Raw genomic sequence first — 22,524 nt, 5'->3', positions numbered from 1 at the left:
CCGAGCGGAGAGCTGATCACGTTGTTGAGTTCATCGCCATCCTCTAGCAGAGATCTGCCCCTATCTCCTCGTCAGGAGAGGATTGCTCGCTGGCTGCTGACACAGGTAGGTCCTGGCCCGGCTGCGTTCTTCCGTGATGCCTGTGAGTTGATGGCGGAAAATCCACGTCGGCGTACAGTGACACATCTGGTCGCGCACGCGTTCCGTGAGTTGGCTAGCGCCGTTCAGTCGGTACTGGAGCCTGCAGATGCAGCGGAGGGAGTCAAGGAAGACCGTCACCGGGCAAAGATCCGTGCGGTTCTGGACGACCTAGGCATATCGCATGAGGATGCAGTAGCGGTCTTTTGGCTGGGGATGGCGGGGCAGGATAGTCCAGATAATTTGGCTGGCCGGGCTCATCGATTGGCATTAGATCCCCCTCGCCCCGTAGATGAAGATTTCTTAGGGCTTATCGATCGATTTGAGCAAGTGCTCGATGCGATCATGGAGCAGTTTGAGTCGAGATACTTTCAGGTCTTCGAGCGTCTCGATCTTCTCCTGAAAATATCTACTCCGACTAAAGCTGATGCCAATACCTTGAAGCAGAGCTTCCCGCATACACAGGTGGTCTCTGGATACTTCTTCTCGCGGGCTTCTGCAACTTGGCTCCTGCCGTTGCGTCAAGTCGGCTATTTCAGTTCACCACCTTCTCCAGAAGTGGATGACAACGCTGGTACGGTACAGATGCCTAGCTGGGCGGAATCAGAATATCTGGCCAGAATCGCATCAGCGGCTCCGAAAGCAGCGGTCGAGACGGTGCTATTGATGCCCGCTACCGACAATAGCCGAGTGCATCGCGACATTGTCATGGTTGGTGGTGCGGTGTCACCAGAGCTAGGCGCTCGACTCGTGCCGACCATCGTTCAAGGAATCCAGAGTAGATTCGGAATGTGGTTTCCCGATGAGGTCGGCGCACTGATGGCGGCCTTGTGTCAAGGTGGTGAGGTCGATGCTGCTATGACGCTGGCCAGAGTTTTACTAGCACAATTACCGAACCGTTATGGTCCCACAAGTAGCGTTGACGCATACGAATATGGGTTAGTATTGCAGCAATATGTGCCTCTTCTTGTAGACAAAGTAGGGGTGGATGTGCTCGCAGAGTTGTCGGTACAACTCGCCAAAGTGATCAGCCGTGAAATGGAGGAGCGCGGTGAAGAACAAAGTTATGATGGGTCAATGATTTGGCGGCCGAATATTGCAGGTCGCCAAGTGGCCCACGAGTCCGACCTAAGGCATATGCTTGTAGATGTTGTACGCGATAGTGCGCAGGCCATCATTGATTCGGATCAAGATAAGATTTCCGAGGTCGTTGGTGAGCTGGAGTCGCACTCGTGGCCCATATTTCGTCGTCTAGCTCTCTATGTGCTTTCACAATATGTGAATAAAGCATGCGATCTCGTAAATTCTCATCTAGTGAATAGGGAGATTATTCAGGACTCGCATCTGGACCACGAGTACCTGTTGCTTGCCCATCATGGAGCTTCTTGTCTCAATCCGTACAGTCTACGTCGACTAATCAATCTTATTGATGAGGGTCCTCAGCCTCAGGCCGCTCGAATCGGAGCGCTCTCGCCGACCGCGAATTCGCGAATAGCTGAGCCGCTCGCGCCGGAACGTGTGGCACGGTGGAAGCGGGATCGACTCGGTGCTATCCGAAGCGCTTTGCCGCCGGATCGTGACGCACGTTATCAGGCTTTAGTCGCTGAATATGGAGAAGCGCCTGATCCAACCTTACCCGCCCCTCAGTCTTTTGCTGTATGGTCCGGGCAAATCGAGGAGGCAATCAGGCCGGGCGAGCTAGCGACTATGCCTACCGATGATCTGATTGAACTTTTACGGACCTGGCAGCCATCAAATGATCGCTGGCCGGCCGTGAGTTCAGCATCGTTGCGTGGAGCGCTTAGTTCAGTCGTGCAGCGTGAGCCTGCGCGATGGTCGAATGAAGCCAGCGCATTCATTGGGCTTCCTGCTATCTATGTCAGCGCTGTGTTGAATGGGCTATGGCAAGCCGCGCAAACCAATGTTCACCTTGACTGGGCCGGAATTCTGGAGCTCCTGGCGTGGATTAATCGGGAAGCGGAATCCGCGCTGGTTGGTGAAGCGGATTCCAGCGTCGGCGGAGAATGGCGCGGCCTTCGCCTTGAAATGATCCAACTCCTGGCCGTTGGACTTACTCGACAGTCCGGCTCAAATTCCTCTGACCTCGACCTTAAGATTTGGTCAATCATCGAATCTTGTTGTCAGGACCCCACGCCTACGCTCGAAGATGAAGCTGGCCAAGCGCTAGAAGAGAGAAGTGTATTCTTAGCGCTCGCCGAGAGTACAATACGGCCTCAGGGGTTGCGTTCTGCTGTTTCCTACGGGCTGCGACTTCGGCAACGATCGCCTGACTCGGTGATCGAGTACTTGCTTATACTCTTGGACCGCCATCTCGATTCGAGCTACGAGCCATCCCGAGCAGTGCGTTCTGTTTACGGTGAAGAATTTGCTCGCCTGGTGTTGATGGACCGTGAATGGACGCGGCGGAATGCGTCAAGAATCTTCCCGCTCGATTTAGATCAGTCGCATTTACTAGAGGCGGCTTGGGATGGCTATTTACTTCGAGGGAATTTGAATTCCGAAACCTGGGATCTGCTAACTGACGTCTATAGCGCCATGGTTGATCGGATGGAGTCGGAAGATCAAGATAGGGTGGCGGAATTCCGTGTTGAGGCACTTGGAAGTCATCTAATCAATCGTCTGTGGAATGGTCAAATAGACCTAGAGAGCCACAACTCGCTTTTGCGCCGATTTTATCTGCATGCATCGAAGGAAGTCGCAAAGGATCTTCTCCGGTCAGTTGGCTTCGGGTTAAAGGAACTGGATTATTCTGACCCTGCCCTAATTGAGCGCCTCACTAGATTGTGGGAGTTCCGGGTAGAGGCCGCTCGAAACGGTAGTGACGCGGGTGAATTGGCTGAATTTGGCCGCTGGTTCGCCAGTGGTTGTTTTGACGCATCATGGTCATCAAAACAAGTCCTCGTGACACTCACTTTAGCTGGTCGTATTGAGGTTGACGGCTCCGTATTTTCCAAGCTTGCAGAAATAGCCTCTGAGCACACTCAAGTTAGTTTGGCAATCTTAGACCGATGGCTCCGTGTAAGCCCAAAACCGTGGCGGATAGTCCGACATATCGACAGCGTTCGCCAAATCGTGCGCGTTGGCTTGGCAGGAGATCTCACTGCGGTGACAACCTCCCGAATAGTGATCAGCCTGCTTGTCAGGGACTACGGCATTGATCTTCGGGACCTTATCGCTGAGAGGACTCGGTAGGCACGGATTGCTGTCTGTGCGCTGCAAGAAGCCTCACGTACGAGTGCCGGTTACAACCTTCTTTACGGGTTCAAGCCGCCGCCCTGCGGGCGCCGGCGGCGCGGTACGGCCTGGCACGGCCGGGCGTGCGGCCTCTTCGGGCCGGTCCCGGCCGCGCCACCTCCCCGCGCCCGACTCGGAACAGCGGTTCAACCATGTAGCCGGATGAGAACCGGACCTCGGCGGAGCAATGACATTGCCGATCGCAGGAGATCAGGGGTTTTGCCTCCGGCGGGGATTCCGGCCCCGAGGTGATCGTGGGTGCAAGACGTGACGGGTTCTTAAGCGGTGGCGGGGGATCACCTCGCACACCGTCGTCCCAGGCAAGCCCAGCAGACCGGAGACTCCGGCTCAAGCCCGGCTCTGCACGCAGGGCAACCAGCGGATGAGGAATGTCACCGGGAACAGGTACACGTAAAGCCGGGCTTGCCCCTCCGGCTCCGGCCCGCTGCCCCTCCGGGGTGGGACGACGGCGTACGAGGTGATCGAATGTCCGCGCTGATGTAGGGTCCAAGTCCGTATGCTGCAATGACATGGAGGTGCGAAATGAGTTCGCTTTTCGATCGAGCAAACGAAATGACGCGGGTCACGGTCACGGTGGCCGAAGGAAAAGGAGATTCTCTCGGGAGCACAAAAATATGGTTGACCACGATTGCACTCCCGCGATCGGAAGCGCGGACGATCCGAGAAGACTTAGAGCGGTTGTTCTTAGAGGACATCGAGCGGGTGCCTGCTCATTTCATCGATGCACATGAAGGGCGGTACTCTTGGGGTGCTGACGGGGGCCCGTTCTATGAGATCTCGATATTCTTGGCTCAGTCCACTGTTGATGGACTCATTGCCGCAACGACGCTGAAATTGTTTGCTTCCCTGCAAGCCAGATTTCAACGAGCCGGGGAAAGTGCTCGGAATTTTGCCGATGATTTCGGTAACTTCCGCGAAATGGACCGAGATGAAGCTATTAGTTTTGCTCGGTGGATGATCTGGAGTAGATATAGCAAATTGCTGCGAAACACATATGCATCGGCGAACATCGACTTCCCAGATGAGAGCGACAGTCTTGAGTTGGTTTCGGAGTCGTATAATATTTCGTCGGAGAGCTGGGATGTTGTTGTCAAGGACTCGTTTGGAGCGAAATACCGTGTTGAATTCTTGATAACTGATGGACTGCCACTTGCTCAGACAATTGAGCGCCAAGAGCCTTCTTGACTGCAACCCGGGTTCACGAGGCAAGAAAGTCAAAATGAAATGCTAAAAGGAGAAGTAGTGCGCTGAGGGCGAGTGCGGCGCGTTTTATATTCTCGTGATTATAGAGCCAAAGGAAGGTGGACACTATGCGATGTGCGCCGAGCGTGAATAGTCCTATGCCGACTGCTAGCTCGGCGATTGCTGTACCCAGAAGAATCTGCCAACTTGGCCATGTAAACGTAAATATGCTGGCCTCTTGAGGTGAGATTAGTACGGCCGCCACATATCCCGAGCTTGCGAGCGTAATATATGTCGCCACCCTGGCGGTCCTATTGGCTCTTCTGTCTTTCTTGTTTTCGAGATATTTTTTGAGCCTTCGTTCTCCAATGATGTCCATAACAATCACGAGACCTGCAATGAGTGCGGCAACCTTAGAAGCCCGAGCCCACCAGTAGATTGCTAATCCCCAGAGTAATCGATGGCGGATGTCGGTGCCGCTAGCCCATGCGACCCACGCCTCAAAGTAGCCGATAGCCTGATTTCCCAATTCTGCGGGCCCCTGTCAGTAGCTTTCGAAATCATCTACAATGTTGAATTGTTAGCCTTTCATTGCTAGTTTCTAGCTATCGAACTTCTATGGGTTATCAGAAAGCTTTTGGGCCCTGCCTATCTCTGTCGTGCTGAAGCAGTCCTCGTGGAAAAGAACTGCGTTTGCCATCGATCTCATCGATGCTTCTGCGGCATATTTGGTCCGCTCCAAAGCGTCGCGATGTAAGGCTGGGCCAAGCCCGGCTAGCTCATTGTTGTAGTAGGCGGCCAGCTCCGCTTTCTCGAATTCCATTCGGGCCTTCATGCATTCGATCTCCTCTCGGTGATTCGATTTTAAGTAGTACCCGCCCAAGAGGGCGATTATGATAGTGCCGATGAGGGCGATGTCCTTCATGTTATTCGTCACTATGCTCCACATGGCGCGTTGACCTAAAGGTGCGCGTCAGGCTGAAGCGGCGCACCGAGGATGTATCGCATGAGATTGGGCGGGGGTTACTCTGCCGATGAGGTTCTGGGCCCGATCGAGTGGTGGGGTTTCCCTCGTCCCTTGATCTAACTCAGAGCATTCTTGCTGCTCTCACACTGGATGACCTGCGGAAACATGGAGCTGCAAAAGCCGACGCAGCGACGACACGGTTGCTGCGGTCAGGATTTGGGCCTGTCAGAGGTTGTTGGCTTGATCGGGATCTGGTTCGTTATCGGGCGCTCTCGTAGTCGAAGGCATCCGTGCCCGGGTCGTCTGACAGGGTCGAATGCCCCTCGCATGGCCAAGTGGTCGGCGGCGGTGGGCTTGTGGTTGCTCTGGCTCTCGGGCACTTTTAGGGCACATGGCGCCGGAAAGCGCTGGCAAGCGATGAGAACAGGTGGAATCGTTCTCGCAGGTAGCGAGCCGTCCCGCCGGCGTAGTCGCAGGCAGTGCCCATACCGAATATGAACCCGGCCTATAGGCCGACTCGTCCGCCTTTTAATTCTCTGAGCCGGCCAGATCATCATCGGGGCACATCGGCCCCCGGGCATGCAGGCTCCTACGGCCGCCGGTTCAAGAAGGCGCGGACGTCAGCGGCAAGCCTGGACATTTGCTCGCCAGCCGCCAGCTAGGAGTCCTCTGCGGAAGACCAGGGCCGAAGTATCTGCCGATTCGATCGCGCTCTGATCTTCATGGCTCACCCGGCAAGCCTAAGCGTCACCCGAGAGCCTGCATCGGCGACCAAGGCGAGCCGGTGATCCTGGACCCGCTCGATCGGGGTGGTTGACGGCAGCTCCGCCGGCGAGGCATGAGATGAGCGCCCCGACTCGAGCGGACTACGTCCGCGCCAGCCTCGACTGAGGCCGAGCTCAGATCCCGCCTCGTAGAAACGGGAGCACATATTCGGGCGGCTCGCCCAGAAGCTCCGGCAGCTCGTCCTCGGTGATGTCGAGAAACACGGCCCCGGCACCGGCATCCGGCGTCCATCCCCTGCCGAGCGCGCGCCGGATGACCGATGCCACCAGCGCCGGCCGGAGCGTCATGGTCTTCTCGCCGAGCCAGTTGTCGGGCCGGGCGCAGGGCAGAGTGACCTTGAGGGCGCTTCGGGGGCGCGTGGCGTGCTCCACCGAAAAGGACAGCGGACTCCAGGCGAGGCCCTCGCAATATGTGGGCCTGTGGCGGACCCGCCACCGATAGACCGTGTCGGCCACGGTGATGAGCCGCGAGCCCTTTCTCGGCATGGCCATGCGACCGAGCGTAGCCCTGCCCGCGGGCGCGCAGGCCGCGCCGCCGGCCGGTCGGCCTCCACCCTCCTTTCCACCCAAAGAAGGGCCAACTCCACCCCACCTTCTCCCTACCGTCCCACCCATGACCAAACCCACAAACCGCTCGGGCATCTGGCTCGACCTGCTGCACCGGCTCTTGGACGCCAATGGGGGAAAGATGAACGGCAAGCTCCTGCTCGCGATCGTGGTCGTCGCCATCCTGGTCGTGGTCGGCTTCGTCGCCTTCCGCCTTATCTTGGTGGACATGATTCTGACCCTGAAGGACGCCCGCTAAGCAGATGCGTGAGGTGCGCGCGCGGGTCATGCGCCTGCTGGCCGCCGACGACCCGGAGACGGGTCGCCTGGTCAGGCTGCTGATCACGCTGGTCCTGGGCTGGTCTCTCGTGACCGCCTCGCCCGATCGCGCCCCCGCGTTCGTCTGGTCGGCCCTCGGGGCGTCGATGGCCTGCTGGCTGGCCTTCGTCCTCCTCGACGCCCGTCGTCCCAGAACGGCCGCGAGCCTGCTCGCGGCCGCTTCGGGGGCGGCCGCGGCGGTGTCGGGGTCGGCGGAGGCGGCGCCGACGGTGTTCCTGTTCGCCACGCTGCTGCTGTTCGCCGCGCATCTCACGCCGCCGATGGCGGCGATCGTCGTGGTCACCGGGGCCGATCTGGGGCTGATGGCCGCGAGCATGCTGTGGTGGACGCAGCCACGGTCGGCGATCGTCGTCAGCGGGGCCGTCATGACGTGCGCGGTGCTGTTCGCCCTGCACCGCCGGCACTACCGCCGGGCCCAGCACGAGCGGATCAGGGCGATGGCCCTGGCCGAGCGGGCCCGGATCGCGCGGGAGCTCCACGACGTCCTCGCACACTCCCTCGGGGCGCTCGGGGTGCAGCTGGAGGTCGCCGAGGTTTTGCTCACCGAGAAGGGCGACGTCGACGGGGCGGCGGCGCGCATTCGGCGATCCCGGGCGCTGGCCAGGGAAGGGCTGCTGGAGGCGCGGTCGGCGGTGGCGGCGCTGCGTGAGGACGTGCCGCCGCTGCCCGACGCGCTGAGCCTGCTCGTCGCCGAGCATCGCCGCGATCACGACGTCGCCGCCGAGCTGCGGACGACCGGGGTCCGGCGGCCGATCACCCCGGCGGCCGAAGTGTGCCTGCTGCGCACGGCGCGTGAGGCGCTGACCAACGCGGCCAGGCATGCCGCGAGCGCGCCGGTCACGGTCGAGCTCGGGTACGGCGACGACGCGGTCCGGCTGGTGGTGCGCAACCCGTGCGCCGGCCTGCCCGGCACGAGCGGGCACGGGCTGCGCGGCATGGGGGAGCGGCTGGCGCTGGCGGGCGGGACGCTGACCGCCGGGCCGGACGGCGGCGAATGGGTGGTCCGCGCGGAGGTGCCCGAGTGAGGGTCGTGGTCGTCGACGACCAGCAGGTCATGCGCGAGGGGCTGGTGGCGCTGCTCGGGCTGGTCGACGAAATCGAGGTCGTCGGCGACGCCGGGAACGGGGAGGAGGCCCTGCGCCTGGTGGCGGAGAGGCGTCCCGACGTCGTCCTGATGGATCTGCGCATGCCCGTCATGGACGGCGTGGAGGCCACGCGGCGGATCGCCCGGCAGTATCCCGGCACGGCGGTCGTGGTGCTGACCACCTACGACGACGACCGGTCGGTCGACTCGGCACTGCTCGCCGGGGCCCGCGGCTATCTCACCAAGGACGCCGGGCGGGCCGAGATCGCGGCCGCGCTCCGGTCGGCCGCCGCCGGGCAGTCGACCTTCACGGCCGCGGTGTCGCGGCGGCTGGTCGAGGCGCTGGTCCGCGCCGCGCCGCCACCGAGCGTGACGTTGCCCGACGGGCTGACCGGGCGGGAGGCCGAGGTGCTGCGGCTGGTCGCGCGGGGGCTCAGCAACACCGAGATCGGGGCGGCGCTGTTCATCGCGGAGACGACCGTGAAGACGCACATCAACAACGCCTTCGCCAAGATCGGTGTCCGCAACCGGACAGAGGCCGCCGTCTACGCGCGTGAGAACCTGATCTGAGGGTCCCGGAAACGAACCTCTCGTCCACCGAATCCGTCTCTTCGGTTGGGATCCCGAAACGGGAGGCGTCATGCGCAGGTTCCTCTTGCTCCTGGCCGCCGTCCTCGCCGTCGCCGCCTGCACCCCCGACCCGGCGGCCCCGCCGAAGGCGCCGGGCCCGAAGGTCGCCGACCTCTGGCGCGACTTCCCGGTCACCTCGGCGCTCGATCGCCCGCTCATCGTCCTCGACCCGCTGCCGCTCACCGACGAGGCGGCCAGGGGCCGCGCCCCGGCCGAGGCCAGCCTGCCCGGGACCGCCCCGCCGTCGAGGCAGCTCACCGTTCAGGGCCTGCCCCGGTACGTCACCCTCACCAGCCCCCAGGACGCCCTCACCGCCCTCCGCTCGCACCTCACGACCGGCGGCCCCGAGGCCCGCATCGCGGCCACGGAGCTCACCGAGTCGGCCTTCACGACCGACCGGGGGCCGATCGAGCTCCCGGCCTGGCGGTTCCGGCTGGCCGAGGGCGGCACGCTGACCTGGCCCGCCCTCACGGCGAGCCATTTCTGGCGGCTGGGCTCGATCATTCCGTCCACGCTGGTCAACGACCTGTCCGTCGACGGTCAGAGGCTGACGGCGACCTTCACCGTCAGCTGGGGGATGCCGTGCCCGGGGACGCCGGAGCCGCAGATCGTGCCGACCGTGGTGGAGTTCCCGTCGTTCGTCCAGATCGGCCTGCGGGTGTCGAGCACCGAGACGGGCGACTGCGACCAGCGGGTGGCCGTGCCGCTCAGGAAGGCGACGCTCAGCCTGAAGGAGCCGCTCGGCAACCGCGTCGTGGTCGACTTCACCGGCCGCGTCGTCAGACGAGCAGGGCCACCAGGAACGCCGCCAGGTACGTGACGGCGAACAGGCGGGGAATCCACTGTTCGACGCGCGTCAGCGGCCAATAGCGGCCGGGATCGACTCCCCGGCCGAGCGCCTCCCATTCCCCGCGCCAATAAGGCGAGGCGGGCAGCCGTTCCTCGAGCGCGCCGATGACGGCGTATTTGGCGCTGTTCAGCTGCCGGTACGACCGCACCATCCAGAACCACGCCAGACACTGGATCTCCAGCGCGACCAGCAGGATCCACGGGTTCGGCCCGATGTCCTTCCACGAGGCCGCGAGCACTGCGCCGACCCCGGTGTTCAGCGAAGGCGCGTAATCGCGACCGGACCGTGGAGAGCACGACTCCAGTATCACGGCTTGACCTCAAGCCCGGTTGAGGTTCCAGGGTGGAGCCATGAAGCTCGTTGTGATCGTCGGCAGTACCCGCCAGGGCCGGTTCGGGCCCGTCGTGGCCGAGTGGTTCACCGGCCACGCCCGGCAGCGGACCGGCCTGACCGTCGAGGTCGTCGACCTGGTCGACGGGGACCCCGGGGACGAGGCGCTGCTGGCGGCCGACATGTTCGTCGTGGTCACGCCGGAGTACAACCACAGTTTCCCGGGCCCGCTGAAAACTGCCATCGACCGGCATGTCACGCCGTGGCAGGCCAAACCCATAGGGTTCGTCTCCTATGGCGGCATCTCGGGTGGCCTGCGGGCGGTCGAGCACCTGCGGCAGGTCTTCGCCGAGCTGCACGCGGTCACCGTCCGCGAGACGGTCTCCTTCGTCTGGGCGCCGGGCCAGTTCGGCGACGACGGGCGGCCGCTCGATCCCGGCCCGTGCGGCGCCGCCGCCGACCGGCTGCTCGACCAGCTCACCTGGTGGGGGCGCGCTCTCGCGTCGGCCCGCCGGGCTCACCCCTACGGAGTCCCCGTTGCCTGACCTGTTCTTCACGACCGAGTCGAACGCCGCCGACGGGTGGGCCCCCGCGCCGTGGCCCGAGGGGCTGGTCTCCTTCGAGGTGTACGAGAGCCTCGACGCGACCACCGTCCTGACGTACAGCCGATGGACCACCGACGGCGGCGCCTTCCTGAAGGACCTCACCGGCGCCGACCCCACCGCCTACCACCTCTACCGGCACGCGGCCGACGGACGCGAGCCCGGCTGCGTGGTCGCCGTCGAGGCGGAGTTCGACGCCCCCGACCCCGACCGGCTGCGCCGCTGGATCGACACCGTCTTCGACGCCATGGCCGCCGAGGACCCCCACCCGGGCGGCATCTCGGGACGCTTCCACACCAGCCTCGACGGCACCCGCATGCTCAACCTGGCCGGCTGGACCGGCGCCGAGGCCCACGAGGAGGCGCTCACCCTCCGCAGCCCGGCCTGGCAGCGGGTCTATGACTTCCCCGGGATGACCAGCGGTGGTTTCCGCCGGTACGCCCCCATCAGGCCCCGCGCCGACATCGAGAGCAGCCCCACGGGCTGGGTGGCGAGCCACGTGGCGACCTACGTCGAGTCGGGCGGCCGGAAGGGCCACACCTACCAGGGCAAACCGGCCCTCCTGCTCACCACGACCGGCCGGAAGTCGGGCCGCCCCCGCCGCACCGCCCTCTTCTACGGCACCGACGGCCCCCGCCACCTGCTGGTCGCCTCGAACGGGGGCTCCCCGGCCCACCCCGCCTGGTATCTCAACCTGACCGCCGACCCCCACGTGACGGTCCAGGTCGGCCCGGAGGTCTTCACCGCCCGCGCCCGCACCGCGACGCCGGAGGAGAAGCGGGACCTCTGGCCGACGATGACCGAGATCTTCCCCCTGTACGCCACCTACGAGGCGAAGTCGCCCCGCGACCTGCCCCTGGTGATCCTCGATCGGACGGTCCCCGGCTGGGGGAGCTAGCCGAACCACCCCGGCACGTCGAGCCGGAACAGGTCGCCCGGCGTCATCCGGCGCAGGGCGTCCTCCAGGTCGTCGAGCCGCCCGGCCCCGAGTTCGGCGGCCCACCGCGTCCGCAGTTCGTCGAACACCTCGGCCGACCGCCGCAGGGCGTCCACCCCCAGATCGGTCAGCACGACCGTCTTGCGGCGGGAGTCGGCCGGATCGGGGACCCGGGTGACGTACCCGAGCCCCTCCAGCGTCTCGATGGTCTTCCCGGCCGCCTGTTTCGAGACGCCCAGCGTGCGGCCCAGCGACGCGGCCGAGTCGGCGCCCCGGGCGACGGCCTGCAGCACGAAGCCGTGCATGGGCCGCATGCCGGGGTGGCCCCGCTCGGCGAGCTCCTCGTGGAGGGCGTCGATGAGCACCCGGAACGCCATCAGCAGCCGCAGCGGCAGCTCGAACCCGTTTGACATGAAAGACAACCTGATTGACTATATGGACAACGATGTTGTCTATCTTAGAGGACTGAAATGACCGTCATCCGCGCCGCCGCGGCCCGCCGCTCCGAGACCCCCGGCGGGGTCATGACCACCTTCGCATCACCCAGCCAGGGCGGGTCGGCACACTCCGTGTGGCGGGTCGAGGGCAACCCCGGGATCGCCGGGCCGAGGCACGACTTCGACCGCGAGCAGATCTGGGCGTTCGTCACCGGCGGCGCCACCGTCGAACTCGGCGGCGAGACCTTCGAGGTCGCCGGGGGCGACACCGTGGTCATGCCGGCGCACACCGCCCGCCAGGTCACCGCCGCGGACGAGGGCTTCACCGCCGTCGTCACGGCCGCCGGCGACGCCAAGGCGATCCTGCCCGACGGGACCGTCCACGGCACCCCGCCCTGGATCGCCTAGAGCACCGGCCGGGCCGCCGCCAGCCAGGCGCGCGGGTCGGCGGTGTCGACCGGGTAGACGAAGAACAGGTCGGCGTGCCCCGACGACATGCTGTCTTCGGCCCAGTAACGGCCGCAGGACGTGCACCGCAGGATGCCGAGCCACCGCGAGTCGTCGCGCTCGACCACTTCGAGCATGGGCTCGATCACCCGCAGGTGCCCGGCCAGCACCAGGCCCTCGGTCTTGTCACGCGGCGCCCGATGCCGGTCGTGCCCGCACACGCATTGGTCCACGGGGTCACGATAGTCAGGGGGCCGTCTCGCGGAGCACGGTCGTCGTGCCGGCCGTCACGGTGACCTCTCCGGTCGGCTGCGTGCCGCCGCTCGGGCCCAGGGTGGCGATCAGGCCGCGTCCGGCCAGGACGTCCTTGACCGTCGGCCCGGTCACCGTGATGCGGGCGACGTCGCGGCTGCCCGCGACCAGGTAGTACCACTGGCCCGACGGCGCCTGCCACCAGGTCGCCGCCACCACGTGGCGCCTCAGGCGGCTGCAGTCCCACGTGCCGGCGCGCGAGCCGGTCGGGATCGTCACCGTCCGGCCGGGGGTGGCGACGGCGAGCACCGCCCTGACCGAACTGCTCCCGTCGGCGTTGCCGAACCGGGCGCACATCCACCGCGCCCGCGCCGACTCGGGCAGCTCGCCCGACCAGAACTCCCAGGCCGTCGCCGCCTCGGCCTCGGCCGGGGGGAACGGCAGCGCGCACGACAGGTGCGCCCACGCGCTGAACCCGCCCGGCGACACGTCGATCTCCTCCGGCCCCATCCGGTTGATCTCGGCGGGCGGCGGCGCCTGGTGGGTCACGTTCGCCAGCGCGAGCCGCCCCAGATCGAGCATCGTGTACGCCATGCCGTGGGCCACCCCCGGCGCACGCAGCCGCAGCACCGGGCCGCGCCAGCACGGACCGGCCGCCACCTGCGGCACCGGATCGGTCACCCCGCCGGTCAGGGCGACCGCACGCCACTTCGCGCCCAGCCGGCTCAGGTTGGCCGCCGACACCTCGGTCACCCACGGCGGCACCAGGTAACGGCCGCCCGACAGCTTCAGCGGGGTCGACCCGTCGGCCTTCAGCCGGGGCTCGGGGAACACCTCCACGGACCGCGACCGGCCGGTCTCGGCGTAGCGGGCGACCCGGCCGGAGTCGCGCAGCAGCACGACCGTGGTGCCGTCGAGGCGGCCCGCGTAGAGGAGCTGGGGCGCGACCGGCGGGCTGGGCAGCGCGCCCGACACCGGCTGCGGGGTCACCTCGCCCTGCCAGGCCCGGACCGCGCGGGCGACGAGCCCGTTGTCGTCGGTCAGGTCCCCCCGGGGCTCCCAGGTGTGCAGGTCGAGGGTGGTGGTGGTCCGCCAGGTGCCGGGGGAGACCCGGCTGACCTCGGGTAAGGCGGGGGCGGCGGGGGCGGCGCGGACGTCGTACAGGCCCAGCAGGTGGGGGACGCCCGAGACGGCGAGCAGGCCCCCGACGGCGGTCAGCGCGATCAGGACCTTGGACGGGCCCCGGCCGTAGATGCGGGCCAGCGTCGGGTCGGCGGCCGGGCGGTGGTCTTCGAGGCGGCCGTGTTCGTCGTCGAGCGCGTCGATGAGCGCCAGCGCGATCGTCGGCTCGGCCACCCCGGCGGCCCCCAGCAGGCGGCGGGCCTCGCCCGCGTCGAGGCCCTCGATGCGGGTGAGCGCGTAAGCGGCGCGGGCGGCCGGCGGGAGCTCCTCCAGCGCGGCGGTGAAGGCGCGCTCGTCGCTGCGGACGACCGCGGGCACCACCTCGAGACGGCGCCCGAACCCGATCAGCGGGTAGGGACGCCGCTTCAGCACCCGTTTCAGCACGTCGAGACGGGCCTGCGCCGGGTCGCCCGGACGCCGCAGCAGCGCCCGCGCGGCGAGGCGGTGGGCGAGCAGCACCCGCCGCTCGCCGCTGTCGGGCGGCAGCGTCAGATAGGCGAGCCACACGAGGTCGCGGTAGGGCCGGGCAAGGGCGGAGTTCCCCTTGATGGACCTTGCCATGAAACGCTTCTCCCCGAGTCATCACGTGGCGTAGCCGTCTGAACGCGGCTCGTGAATCCTAGGGGCACCGTTCCGCTCTCGGTGGGGATGCCGGGAAAGTCGTCAGCCCCTGCTGTCCCAGTCAGCCAGGATGGCGGCCTCCTTGTCCGGATCGATGCCGTGGGTGAACCGCGCCCCGAACACCCGCTCCCCGACCGGGACGTGCCGCAGCCACTCCCACGTGTCGCGCACCGTCTCGCTGACCGGGCGGCACGTCAGCCCGGCCTCGTGCGCCTTCGACGAGTCGGTCAGCCACACCCCGGGCATGCTGTCGTCGGCCCACAGCGGGAACTCCGTCCACATCTGCGCCCCGTGCTCGTGCAGCACCGCGTCGTCGACCCAGACCAGTTCCGCGTCCGACCCGGTGACCTCGACGCACTCGCGCAGCCACTGGCCGTAAGTGGTGTTGGCCGGCACGCCGCCGGTCAGGAACTTGCCCGTGGTGCCCTTCTCGACCTGCGCGATCGTGAACGCGGCGATGTCGCGGGCGTCGATGAGCTGCATCTCCCGGTCGGGGTTGCCGGGCGCGACCACCCGGCCGCCGCGCTCGATCCGGGTCAGCCACCAGGGCAGCCGGCCGACGTTCTCGTGAGGGCCGAGGATCAGGCCCGGCTGGACGATGAGGGTGCCGCCCTCGAAGTTCTCGCTGACGGCCACCTCACAGCCCGACTTGAGCGGGCCGTAGTCTCCCTCGGTCGCCTCGGGGTCGCCGGGGAACTGCTCCGACTCCTCGTTGACGCCGATCTCGCCGGGAAACCCCTTGTAGGCGCTGATGCTGGAGATGAACGTGTAGTGGGAGGCGTGCCCGTTGAGCACGCGCACCCCGTCGAGCACCTTCGCGGGGGTGTAGCCGCACACGTCGACGACGGCGTCCCACTCACGGCCCTCGACCAGGCGCACCAGGTCGTCGTGGTTGTCGCGGTCGCCATGCACCGACTCGACGTCGGGACGGTCGGCGCGGCTCACCCCCCGGTTGAACACGGTCACGTCGTGGCCCCGCGCGAGGGCCTCCTCGACGACGGCCCGGCCGAGGAACACCGAGCCGCCGATCACCAGAATTCTCATGGCCCCATCCTGGGTGCCCGATGTCGGGGGGTCTGCCCCGTTTCACCGGGAGCCGATTTCACCCTGTGCGAAGCTCCGGCACGGGACTGAAGCCCCCTTCGTCGAGGACGTGCACCCGGGCGGTCGCGATGTCGAAGTAGAGCCCCGACAGCCTCAGCTTCCCGGAACGTTCCAGCCGGTCGACCATCGGATGGCTGCGCAGGTTCTCCAGCTGCTGGATCACGTTGACCCGGCACAGGTGGTCGAGCGGCGCCTGCTCGGGCCCGTGGGGGGTGTTCTCGAACCGCTCGACCGAGTGGTGCCCGTGCCGCAGCCAGTTGCCGACCGCCGTCAGGCCCGTGGGCGCGTCGCCGAGCAGCGCCGCCATCGCGCCGCACCCCGAGTGGCCGCACACCGTGATCGTGCTGACGCCGAGGACGCCGACGGCGTACTCGATCGCCGCCGCCACCGAGTCGTCGGCCGGCACCGACTCGAAGCGGGGCACCAGGTTGCCGACGTTGCGGACCATGAACAGGTCGCCGGGCCCGCTCGCGGTGATGACCGAGGGCATCACCCGCGAGTCGGCGCAGGTGATGAACAGGTGGGACGGCGACTGCTTGCGCGCCATCCGGGTCAGCAGCGGCCGGATCAGCGGGGCGGTCCGGCGCTGGTATTCGCGGGTGCCCTCCAGCAGGTCGCCGGGCTCGGCCGCCGGGGGCCGCCGGTAGGCCCACGGCAGCCACGACCAGTCGAGCTTGGGCGGCGTCTTGGCCGGGAACACCCGGGTCCCGCTGGCGGCGGCCATGTACCAGTCGTCGTGGAGCTCGTCGATCTCGACGGTGCCGCCGCCCCGTTCGTGCTCCAGCCGCCAGTTGTGCAGCGCCTCGAACGCCGCGTTGTCCATGAAGTCGACGTTGAGCAGCAGGTCGACGTCGCCGCCGCGCGGGATCGTGCGCAGCGAGTCGGTCAGCCGGGGCACCCCGATGAAGATCAGCGACCCGGTCACCACGACGCGCCAGCGCCCGCCGCTCGGGGTGACCTCGACCGACACCCAGGTCAGCCGCCGCAGGGCCAGCAGCGCGGCCAGGCCGAGCCCGATGACGATGCCCTCGGCCAGCCCGACCAGCACGACGGCGCCCATGGTCAGGAAGTAGATCGGCATCTCGCCGTGGCCGCGCAGCCCGCGCGCGGTGCCCAGGTTGACCATCTTCACGCCGATGAACAGCAGCAGGGCGGCCAGCGCCTCCATCGGGATCAGCCCGAGGGCCGAGGCGAACGCGATCGTGGCGATCAGCACCCACACGCCGTGCAGCACCGTCGACCAGCGCGACCGCGCGCCCGCCCGGACGTTCGTGGTCGTCCGGACCACCACGCCCGACACCGGCAGGCCGCCGAGCCCGCCCGACACCACGTTGGCGACGCCCTGCGCGCACAGCTCCCGGTCGAGGTCGGCGCGCGGCCCGTCGTGCATGCGGTCGGCGGCCACGCACGTCAGCAGCGACTCGACCCCGGCGAGCACGGCCACCAGCAGGATCGAGGCGGCGATCGCGTGCCAGTCGCCGGTGGGCAGGATCGGCCCGGCCAGCTGGCTCAGCCCGTTGGCCAGGTCGACCTCGGTGAACTTCCAGCCCGCCAGCGCCGCCGTCACCGTCGCGATGGCGAGCGCGGCCAGCGGAGCGGGCACCAGCCGGACCTTGGGGATGCGGTCCCAGATCAGCAGCACCCCGATCGTCAGCAGGCCGATCATCACCGCGTCGCCGTGGAGGGTGGCCACCTGGGCCGGCACCTCCAGCAGGTTGTCGAGCGCCGACCGCTGCGGGCTGCCGCCCAGCACGATGTGCAGCTGGGAGAGCGCGATGACGACGCCGACCCCGGCCAGCATGCCGTGGATGACGGCGGGGGAGACCCCCAGAGCGGCCCTGGCCACCCGGAACGCGCCGAGCACGATCTGCAGCAGCCCGGCCGCCAGGGTGATGGCGCAGGTGGCCCGCCAGCCGTAGACCTGCACGAGGTCGGCCACGACCAGCGACAACCCGGCCGCCGGACCGCTCACCTGGACGACGGAGCCGCCCAGCGCGCCCGCCACGATGCCACCGACGATCGCCGCGACCAGCCCGGCCGCGATCGGCGCCCCGGACGCCACCGCGATGCCCAGCGATAGTGGAACCGCCACCAGGAACACCACGAGTGAGGCCGGAACGTCATGGCGCAGCACGGATGCGACACGCTGCGTGGTCGAACTGTTACCCCCGGTCATGCGGCGACCTTATGCCAAGGTCAGCCGAGGGTCCTACTTGGAACGCCGAAATCAGCGGTAATAGTCGGGTTGGTCGGTCTCGGGGCCGTTCCGATGGGTGCCCCGGCGGCCGCCGCCGCTGCGGGTGGTCTGCTCGCCGTAGAGCTCGTCGTAGGAGGGCCAGCTGCCGCCGTTGTTCTGCGGCGGGGCGGGCGGGACGGCCCCGGGGTAGCCCTGCTGCTGGTCGTAGCCGTAGGAGCCGGCCACGGAGTCGGAGTCGTCGATCGTCGCCCAGCCGGCGCTGACCTCGTAGGAGCCGGGCGCCGGGGTCGGCAGGTTGCCGGTCTGGTAGGCGCCGGTCGAGAAGTCGTTGTAGGAGGGCGGCGCCGCGGGCATCTGGTAGCCCGCCGCCTCACCGGTCGACCAGGTCGACCCGCTGCCCGGACGGGGCGGCTCGGGGTCGTCGAACACGTCGCCGCTGGTGCTGCCCCACGACGGGGGAGCGGCGGCCGGCGGCTGGTAGGTGCCGCCCGCGGGCGGGGCGGGCCAGCCGGCGGGCTCGGGGTAGGCCGGCGGGATCGGTTCAGGCTGCGGCGCGGCGGGCGTGGGGAAGTTGCCGCTGGTGTAGCCGGTGTCGTAGCCGCCGTCGTAGGCGGGGCGGCTGGGGAACGGTCCGGTCGGGGGCTGGTCGTAGGCGGCCGGCCGTTCGAACATCCCGGTCGACGGACCGGAGGAGAACGGGCCGGTCGAGGCGCCGGGCGGGGTGAACGGCCCGGTCGCGGGGCTGCTGAGGTCGGGGGTCGGCGCGGAGAAGGTGACGGTCTTCTGCTCGGCCAGCTGCGAGGAGGGGGTGGCACGCAGCCCGTCGACCATGCCGGTGTCGGGGGACAGGAACCCGTTGGACGGGGTTCCGGTGTTCAGCGGGCCGGTCGACAGACCGGCGATCGGGGTGACCACCCCCGGGGTGAGCGCGGCGGCGATGGGGGTCACGACGCCCGGAGTCGGGACGGGCTGTACGGGCGGCTGCGCGGCCGGGCGCTGAGGGAGGACGCCCTGGACGGTCGCGGCGTTGGGGTCGACGGCGCTGATGGGGGTGACCGACGCGATGGGGGTGGGGGCGGCCGCCGCGGGCTCGGGCTCGACCGGACGGGGGGTGGCCATGCGCTGCTTGATGGTGCCGCCGAACGCCCCGTCGTCGGCGCGGACGCGCGACCAGTAGTCGTCGTCGTAGTCGTCGTCGGCGCCCCATTCGTCTACCCCGCGCTTGCCACGGGGGGCTCCGGCGCCGGCGCGCTGCGCCGGCTGCTTGGCGCCCTGGCGGCTGCCGGGACGGGGCGGCGCGCCGGGGGCCTTGGCGGCCGGTTTCGGCGGAGCCTTCTTCGGCTCCTCGAAGGCGTCGAAGCCCTCGGGAAAGCTCTCGAAAAACGTCTCTTCGGCCGGCCGGCTGCCCTTCTTCTTCGCGGCGCCCTCGGCCATCGCCTTGATGCGCTCGGAGGAGAGCGCACTCTCTCTCCGGTTCATCGACCGCATGCCGAGTGCCACGACGATCAGCACCAACAGCACAACGGCGACAAGGCCCAAAATGACCGCGGTCATAGCACCACCCTCAAGGCCATGGCCTTCCAGCGGCGCCGGTGAGATCGCGCGGCCATCGACGCGACCTGCCCCCTGTGATCACCTGCGCTCAGCAATTCAGGATCCGATTCTGCTCGACCACAATGACCGTTGTCACACCCTAGGCGAAGATTGGTCCACCACTACTACCTCCGGTCATCAGCATGTCACTCGATGTCAGCCGCAGTGAGGCGACCTCGGGCGATCGTGTGCGACGCGATCGTGGCCAGACTCTCCGAGAGGGGGGCACCCTGCGGGAGGTCCAGTTTCTCGTTCAGGGCGTAGACGGTGAAACGGTAGCTGTCATTGGGCTGGCAGGGGGGCACATATCCGACTTTTCCACTAGTCGTCTGCCCCTGCCGTGCACCCCGGGGGATGCCGTTCTCCGCGAGTTCGGTGGTGTCGGGCTCGATGTTGAAGACCACCCAGTGCACCATCGCCTTGTCTCCCGCGGCGTTGTCGTCGACCACGAGGGCCACCGACTTGGCGCCCGACGTACCCGACCAGCGGAGGGGCGGATTGCCCAGGTCTCCCTTGCACGAGTAGCCCGACGGCAGCGGGTCGCCGTCACGGAACTGCGGGCTCGACACACTGATCACGTCGAGGTCGGCGGGCGAACCTCCGCCCACGATTCCGCAGCCCGAGGCCGATGCCGTCAGCGCTGCGACGGCCGCCGGAATGAGAGCGGCTCGGCGCGTGCGAACGGACTTCGTCAGCGACCCCATGCCCGATGATGCTACGCGGATCCCGCAGGTGCGCCGACCCGATCGCGATGATCCACAGCGAGAAGAATCTCCATATTCGCCGGGTTCATACCGTGGTCCACCCGGGCCAGACCCGTGTGACCTGGGATTCCTATGATTCTGGTGGGGAAGTGGTACTGGCCGGTAGAAATCTTCAAGCGCGGGTTGGGGGGTGACCAACGGCACATCCCGACGATTTAGGGTGGGATCGTGATGCCAGATGCGTGACGCGCTGCGTGACCCCGCCAACCAGGTGTCGCCGAGGGCCAGGTCGCTCTGGTTCGCGGAGGCCGTCATCGTGACGGTGCTGCTGGTGGGCGGGCTGGTGCTGCTCTCGATGTGGATGACGGGGTGGGAGTTCCTGCCCCAGTGGCTGCTCGACCGCACCTGGGTCGCTTCGCTGGTGATCGGGCTGGTGCTCGTGCCGTTCGTGCTCGCCGAGCCGGTCGTCCGGTTCGCGGTGCACCGCTGGGAGCTGGCCGCAGACGTCGTCTACGCACGCTCGGGCTGGCTGTCGCGCAAGTGGGTGTTCGTGCCGGTGTCCCGCATCCAGACCGTCGACAAGGCGCAGGGCTGGCTGGAGCGCTTCTTCGGGCTGGCGACCGTCGAGATCCGGACCGCCTCCTACGCGGGGTCGTCCACCATCAAGGGCCTCGACTACGAGGTGGCCGCGCGGCTGGCCGAGGAGCTGTCGCGCCGGGCCCAGGAACTCCGGGACGACGCGACGTGAGCATGCCCTTCCAGGAGCCGGTGCCGGAGGCCGCCCGGCTCAGTCCCAAGCTGCTGCTCATCGACCCGATCAGGGTGCTGCCCTCGCTGCTCGTGCCGCTCGCCGGGGTGCTGGTGGCCGGGGGCTTCTCGCCGCGCTCGTTCATCTGGGCCGCGTTCGGCGTCGCCGGTTCGGTCCTGTACGCCGTCGTGCGCTGGGCCACCTTCTCCTACACCATCACCGGCGGCCGGCTCGAACTGTCCCGCGCCTTCATCGGCCGCTCGACCCGCGTCATCCCGCTGGAACGCATCCGGGGCGTCGACGTCACCACGCCCTTCCTCCACCGGCTGCTCGGCCTGGCCGTGCTCAAGCTCGACACCGGCGCCGGAGGCGACAAACAGGAGGGCGAGCTCGACGGCATCACCGTCGAGGAGGCCGAGCGGCTGCGCGCGGTGCTGCTGTCCCGCCACACCCCCGTCGCCCAGGAACAGCCCGCCGCGCCGCAGGATCACGTGTTCCTCCGGGTCCCGATGGCCTGGCTGCGCTACGGCCCGCTGTCCGGCGCCTACCTGTTCACCCCGTTCGCGCTGGTCGCCGGCGCGGTCGGCCTGGCCTTCCAGTGGGGCGGCGAGCTCGGCCTCGACGAAGACGACGCGGTGGCCGCCGGAGAATGGCTCTGGGGCCACCCGCTGCTCCTCGTCGGCGCCGCGATCGTGCTGGTCGTGCTGATGCCGTTCCTGGCCACGGCCATGTACGCCGTCTTCAACTGGAACTTCGTGCTGTTCGGCCGGGGCGACCACCTGGTGGCCGAGCGCGGCCTCGTCAACCGGCGCGTGGTCTCCCTCGAACGCCGCCGTATCCGGGGCTACGAGATCGCCGAGAGCCCGCTGGAGCGCCGCGCCCGGGTGGCCCGCCTGTGGGCGGTGGTGACCGGCCTCGGCGACTCCCAGACCCGAGGCCAGCTGCTCCCCGTGGCCCCCCGCGCCGCCGTCGACGACATCGCCGCCGAGGCCGTCGGCCCGTTCAGCGAGGCGCTGCGCCCCCACCCGCCGGCCGCGCGCCGCCGCCGCCTGTTCCGGGCGATCGCGCCGTGGGTGGTCCTCGCCCTGGTCATGTACGCCCTGGGCTACGCCCTCATCGGAGTCGCCGCCACCGTCCTGGCCGTGGCCGGAATCGCCCTCGGCCTCGACCGTTACCGCTCGCTGGGCCACACCTACGACGGCACCCGGCTGTCGGTCCGCTCCGGGTCGCTGCGCCGGGCCCAGGCGGTCGTCGAACGCCGGGCCGTCGTCGGCTGGACCATCGAGCAGTCGTGGTTCCAGCGGCGGGCCGGGCTGGTGACCGTGATCGCCGGGGTCGGCGCGGGCAGCGGCGGCTACAAGGCGATCGACGCCGGAGAGACCCAGGCGGCCGCGTTCGCCGCCGAGGTCACCCCCGACTGGATGGCGCCCTTCCTCAAGCGCTAGTCCTGCTTGGGCGCGCCGAACATGATCTCGTCCCACGACGGCACCGAGGCGCGGCGGGCCCGCGACTTGCGGCGCGGAGCCGGCTTGGGCGCCGGAGCGGGCGCGGCGCCGGCGGGCACCGGCTCGGC

Annotated in this window: 22 protein-coding genes; 11 read left to right on the top strand and 11 right to left on the bottom strand. The window is 67.6% G+C overall.

Annotation, left to right across the window (positions count from 1 at the left end; all coding sequences use genetic code 11):
• Positions 1-177 precede the first annotated feature (177 nt).
• A complete protein-coding gene (locus FDA94_RS24700; RefSeq protein ID WP_137249465.1) occupies positions 178-3,351 on the top strand; it encodes a hypothetical protein in 3,174 nt (1,057 codons plus the stop codon).
• Between the two features lie 585 nt (positions 3,352-3,936).
• Entirely contained in the window at positions 3,937-4,599 is a 663-nt protein-coding gene (locus FDA94_RS24695) for a hypothetical protein (protein WP_137249464.1), read from the top strand.
• A gap of 13 nt (positions 4,600-4,612) precedes the next feature.
• Here FDA94_RS24695 and FDA94_RS24690 read toward each other — a convergent pair whose 3' ends face one another.
• The 3 genes from FDA94_RS24690 to FDA94_RS24680 all read right to left on the bottom strand — a co-directional run bounded on the left by FDA94_RS24690 (position 4,613) and on the right by FDA94_RS24680 (position 6,840).
• Positions 4,613-4,975 (bottom strand): hypothetical protein, encoded by a 363-nt coding sequence (locus FDA94_RS24690; RefSeq protein WP_137249463.1) that lies wholly within the window; start codon positions 4,973-4,975, stop codon positions 4,613-4,615.
• Between the two features lie 237 nt (positions 4,976-5,212).
• Positions 5,213-5,521, bottom strand: a complete 309-nt coding sequence (locus FDA94_RS24685; RefSeq protein WP_137249462.1) for a hypothetical protein — start codon at positions 5,519-5,521, stop codon at positions 5,213-5,215.
• A gap of 941 nt (positions 5,522-6,462) precedes the next feature.
• Positions 6,463-6,840: an SET domain-containing protein gene (locus FDA94_RS24680; protein ID WP_212735496.1), complete on the bottom strand. Its 378-nt coding sequence runs from the start codon at positions 6,838-6,840 to the stop codon at positions 6,463-6,465.
• A 121-nt stretch (positions 6,841-6,961) separates the two neighbouring features.
• On the opposite strand from FDA94_RS24680, the gene FDA94_RS24675 reads away from it, so the two are divergent.
• The 4 genes from FDA94_RS24675 to FDA94_RS24660 all read left to right on the top strand — a co-directional run bounded on the left by FDA94_RS24675 (position 6,962) and on the right by FDA94_RS24660 (position 9,767).
• Positions 6,962-7,153 (top strand): hypothetical protein, encoded by a 192-nt coding sequence (locus tag FDA94_RS24675; protein ID WP_137249461.1) that lies wholly within the window; start codon positions 6,962-6,964, stop codon positions 7,151-7,153.
• Between the two features lie 4 nt (positions 7,154-7,157).
• The gene (locus FDA94_RS24670; RefSeq protein ID WP_246060137.1) at positions 7,158-8,258 is read left to right on the top strand and encodes a sensor histidine kinase; all 1,101 of its coding nucleotides are present in this window, start codon (positions 7,158-7,160) and stop codon (positions 8,256-8,258) included.
• Positions 8,255-8,887 carry a response regulator gene (locus FDA94_RS24665; RefSeq protein ID WP_342778521.1) on the top strand — a complete coding sequence of 211 codons (633 nt, stop codon included), beginning with the start codon at positions 8,255-8,257 and terminating at the stop codon, positions 8,885-8,887. Before FDA94_RS24670 ends, FDA94_RS24665 begins: the two co-directional genes overlap by 4 nt.
• Before the next feature lie 70 nt (positions 8,888-8,957).
• Positions 8,958-9,767, top strand: coding sequence for a hypothetical protein (locus FDA94_RS24660; protein ID WP_137249459.1), 810 nt, complete (start codon positions 8,958-8,960; stop codon positions 9,765-9,767).
• Here the strand turns inward: FDA94_RS24660 and FDA94_RS24655 are convergent.
• Positions 9,727-10,035, bottom strand: a complete 309-nt coding sequence (locus FDA94_RS24655) for a RipA family octameric membrane protein (RefSeq protein WP_212735495.1) — start codon at positions 10,033-10,035, stop codon at positions 9,727-9,729. The two genes, FDA94_RS24660 and FDA94_RS24655, sit on opposite strands and share 41 nt — an antisense overlap.
• A gap of 112 nt (positions 10,036-10,147) precedes the next feature.
• Here FDA94_RS24655 and FDA94_RS24650 point away from each other — a divergent pair, with 112 nt between their 5' ends.
• Entirely contained in the window at positions 10,148-10,672 is a 525-nt protein-coding gene (locus FDA94_RS24650; RefSeq protein WP_137249458.1) for an NADPH-dependent FMN reductase, read from the top strand.
• Positions 10,665-11,627: a nitroreductase/quinone reductase family protein gene (locus tag FDA94_RS41365; protein ID WP_170991103.1), complete on the top strand. Its 963-nt coding sequence runs from the start codon at positions 10,665-10,667 to the stop codon at positions 11,625-11,627. The genes FDA94_RS24650 and FDA94_RS41365 overlap by 8 nt, the downstream gene beginning before the upstream one ends.
• On the opposite strand, the gene FDA94_RS24640 is transcribed toward FDA94_RS41365, so the two are convergent.
• Positions 11,624-12,079 carry a MarR family winged helix-turn-helix transcriptional regulator gene (locus FDA94_RS24640; protein ID WP_137249456.1) on the bottom strand — a complete coding sequence of 152 codons (456 nt, stop codon included), beginning with the start codon at positions 12,077-12,079 and terminating at the stop codon, positions 11,624-11,626. The two genes, FDA94_RS41365 and FDA94_RS24640, sit on opposite strands and share 4 nt — an antisense overlap.
• 57 nt (positions 12,080-12,136) lie before the next feature.
• On the opposite strand from FDA94_RS24640, the gene FDA94_RS24635 reads away from it, so the two are divergent.
• A complete protein-coding gene (locus FDA94_RS24635) occupies positions 12,137-12,511 on the top strand; it encodes a cupin domain-containing protein (protein WP_137249455.1) in 375 nt (124 codons plus the stop codon).
• Here FDA94_RS24635 and FDA94_RS24630 read toward each other — a convergent pair.
• From FDA94_RS24630 to FDA94_RS24605, 6 genes are all read right to left on the bottom strand, one after another.
• Positions 12,508-12,783 (bottom strand): hypothetical protein, encoded by a 276-nt coding sequence (locus FDA94_RS24630; RefSeq protein WP_137249454.1) that lies wholly within the window; start codon positions 12,781-12,783, stop codon positions 12,508-12,510. The genes FDA94_RS24635 and FDA94_RS24630 overlap by 4 nt on opposite strands.
• Before the next feature lie 13 nt (positions 12,784-12,796).
• Complete coding sequence (locus tag FDA94_RS39420) at positions 12,797-14,545, bottom strand: hypothetical protein (protein ID WP_170991102.1); 1,749 nt, start codon at positions 14,543-14,545, stop codon at positions 12,797-12,799.
• Positions 14,546-14,647: 102 nt separating this feature from the next.
• The gene (locus FDA94_RS24620; RefSeq protein WP_137249453.1) at positions 14,648-15,649 is read right to left on the bottom strand and encodes an NAD-dependent epimerase/dehydratase family protein; all 1,002 of its coding nucleotides are present in this window, start codon (positions 15,647-15,649) and stop codon (positions 14,648-14,650) included.
• Between the two features lie 58 nt (positions 15,650-15,707).
• A complete protein-coding gene (locus FDA94_RS24615) occupies positions 15,708-17,885 on the bottom strand; it encodes a SulP family inorganic anion transporter (protein WP_137249452.1) in 2,178 nt (725 codons plus the stop codon).
• A gap of 51 nt (positions 17,886-17,936) precedes the next feature.
• Positions 17,937-19,460, bottom strand: a complete 1,524-nt coding sequence (locus FDA94_RS24610) for a hypothetical protein (RefSeq protein ID WP_170991101.1) — start codon at positions 19,458-19,460, stop codon at positions 17,937-17,939.
• A 185-nt stretch (positions 19,461-19,645) separates the two neighbouring features.
• The gene (locus FDA94_RS24605) at positions 19,646-20,203 is read right to left on the bottom strand and encodes a YbhB/YbcL family Raf kinase inhibitor-like protein (RefSeq protein WP_137249450.1); all 558 of its coding nucleotides are present in this window, start codon (positions 20,201-20,203) and stop codon (positions 19,646-19,648) included.
• A 238-nt stretch (positions 20,204-20,441) separates the two neighbouring features.
• On the opposite strand from FDA94_RS24605, the gene FDA94_RS24600 reads away from it, so the two are divergent.
• Entirely contained in the window at positions 20,442-20,951 is a 510-nt protein-coding gene (locus FDA94_RS24600; RefSeq protein ID WP_137249449.1) for a PH domain-containing protein, read from the top strand.
• 2 nt (positions 20,952-20,953) lie between these two features.
• Positions 20,954-22,396: a PH domain-containing protein gene (locus FDA94_RS24595; RefSeq protein ID WP_246060141.1), complete on the top strand. Its 1,443-nt coding sequence runs from the start codon at positions 20,954-20,956 to the stop codon at positions 22,394-22,396.
• The last annotated feature ends 128 nt before the right edge of the window (positions 22,397-22,524 follow it).

It is taken from the genome of Herbidospora galbida, assembly GCF_005233835.1.
GTDB lineage: Bacteria > Actinomycetota > Actinomycetes > Streptosporangiales > Streptosporangiaceae > Herbidospora > Herbidospora galbida.
Note: the sequence above shows the minus strand (reverse complement) of the source record. Positions and strands in the feature narration are given on the sequence as shown.

Bases quoted from the DNA above. Each gene is read 5' to 3' on its own strand.
- FDA94_RS24695 (WP_137249464.1), top strand. From the start codon at position 3,937: ATGAGTTCGCTTTTCGATCGAGCAAACGAAATGACGCGGGTCACGGTC.
- FDA94_RS24690 (WP_137249463.1), bottom strand. From the start codon at position 4,975: ATGGACATCATTGGAGAACGAAGGCTCAAAAAATATCTCGAAAACAAG.
- FDA94_RS24685 (WP_137249462.1), bottom strand. From the start codon at position 5,521: ATGAAGGACATCGCCCTCATCGGCACTATCATAATCGCCCTCTTGGGC.
- FDA94_RS24680 (WP_212735496.1), bottom strand. From the start codon at position 6,840: ATGGCCATGCCGAGAAAGGGCTCGCGGCTCATCACCGTGGCCGACACG.
- FDA94_RS24675 (WP_137249461.1), top strand. From the start codon at position 6,962: ATGACCAAACCCACAAACCGCTCGGGCATCTGGCTCGACCTGCTGCAC.
- FDA94_RS24670 (WP_246060137.1), top strand. From the start codon at position 7,158: ATGCGTGAGGTGCGCGCGCGGGTCATGCGCCTGCTGGCCGCCGACGAC.
- FDA94_RS24660 (WP_137249459.1), top strand. From the start codon at position 8,958: ATGCGCAGGTTCCTCTTGCTCCTGGCCGCCGTCCTCGCCGTCGCCGCC.
- FDA94_RS24650 (WP_137249458.1), top strand. From the start codon at position 10,148: ATGAAGCTCGTTGTGATCGTCGGCAGTACCCGCCAGGGCCGGTTCGGG.
- FDA94_RS24640 (WP_137249456.1), bottom strand. From the start codon at position 12,079: ATGTCAAACGGGTTCGAGCTGCCGCTGCGGCTGCTGATGGCGTTCCGG.
- FDA94_RS24635 (WP_137249455.1), top strand. From the start codon at position 12,137: ATGACCGTCATCCGCGCCGCCGCGGCCCGCCGCTCCGAGACCCCCGGC.
- FDA94_RS39420 (WP_170991102.1), bottom strand. From the start codon at position 14,545: ATGGCAAGGTCCATCAAGGGGAACTCCGCCCTTGCCCGGCCCTACCGC.
- FDA94_RS24620 (WP_137249453.1), bottom strand. From the start codon at position 15,649: ATGAGAATTCTGGTGATCGGCGGCTCGGTGTTCCTCGGCCGGGCCGTC.
- FDA94_RS24615 (WP_137249452.1), bottom strand. From the start codon at position 17,885: ATGACCGGGGGTAACAGTTCGACCACGCAGCGTGTCGCATCCGTGCTG.
- FDA94_RS24610 (WP_170991101.1), bottom strand. From the start codon at position 19,460: ATGACCGCGGTCATTTTGGGCCTTGTCGCCGTTGTGCTGTTGGTGCTG.
- FDA94_RS24605 (WP_137249450.1), bottom strand. From the start codon at position 20,203: ATGGGGTCGCTGACGAAGTCCGTTCGCACGCGCCGAGCCGCTCTCATT.
- FDA94_RS24600 (WP_137249449.1), top strand. From the start codon at position 20,442: ATGCGTGACGCGCTGCGTGACCCCGCCAACCAGGTGTCGCCGAGGGCC.
- FDA94_RS24595 (WP_246060141.1), top strand. From the start codon at position 20,954: ATGCCCTTCCAGGAGCCGGTGCCGGAGGCCGCCCGGCTCAGTCCCAAG.